1 protein-coding gene and 1 pseudogene are annotated in these 672 nt (G+C 53.9%); both read left to right on the forward strand.

Translation table 11 applies throughout. The annotated features are described in order from the left end of the window. Positions 1–394 (forward strand): annotated as a pseudogene (locus AAY72_RS07715) (IS21 family transposase); the annotation flags it as partial. Between the two features lie 11 nt (positions 395–405). Further along, positions 406–672 (forward strand): ATP-binding protein (locus tag AAY72_RS07720; protein ID WP_197408385.1); only part of this gene is annotated, 267 nt, incomplete at its 3' end.

The following is a 672-nucleotide window of genomic DNA, read 5'->3' on the forward strand; positions in this document are numbered from 1 at the left end:
CCGCAGCCATAACGCGTACCGGCACAGCACTGATGTAGCGCATATGCCAGAAAATCATGCAGCCTATCAGGAGTGGAACCCAGAGCGTATTCGCAGCTGGGCAACTCATATCGGCTCCAACACCCTGGCGGTGGTCTTAGCGGTTGAACGCAGTAAAGACCATCTGGTTCAGGCACAGCGCGCCTGCTTGGCGCTATTGAGTGAGCAAAAACGCTACGGCAGTGACCGGCTGGAAAACGCCTGCGCGCTCGCCATAAGCCGCCAGCTACCTTATATACCGGTCATCAAAAAGCTGCTGAAAAACGGCGAAGATATGCGCTGGCAACCGGATGACATCAACACAATTATCCCTGGTACTCACATCAACATCCGTGGCTCAAAATACTACCAATAAGGACAACACCAATGGACGCACTGCTTATCCAACTGCGCCAGCTAAAGCTCGCAGCCATGGCCAATGCGCTGGAGCAGCAACGCCTTGCACCTCATACTTATGCAGAACTTAGCTTCGATGAACGACTGGGGTTATTGGTCGAGCAAGAACATCTGGCACGGGATAACACCCGCTTACAACGCTTACGCAAACAGGCTAATCTGCGCCTTAAAGCGACACCGGAAGGCTTACGCTATCCGGCAATGCGCGGCTTACGCGCTGAGCAAATTACCCCGCTG

Source organism: Alishewanella sp. WH16-1, from assembly GCF_001441695.1.
GTDB classification, from domain to species: domain Bacteria; phylum Pseudomonadota; class Gammaproteobacteria; order Enterobacterales; family Alteromonadaceae; genus Alishewanella; species Alishewanella agri.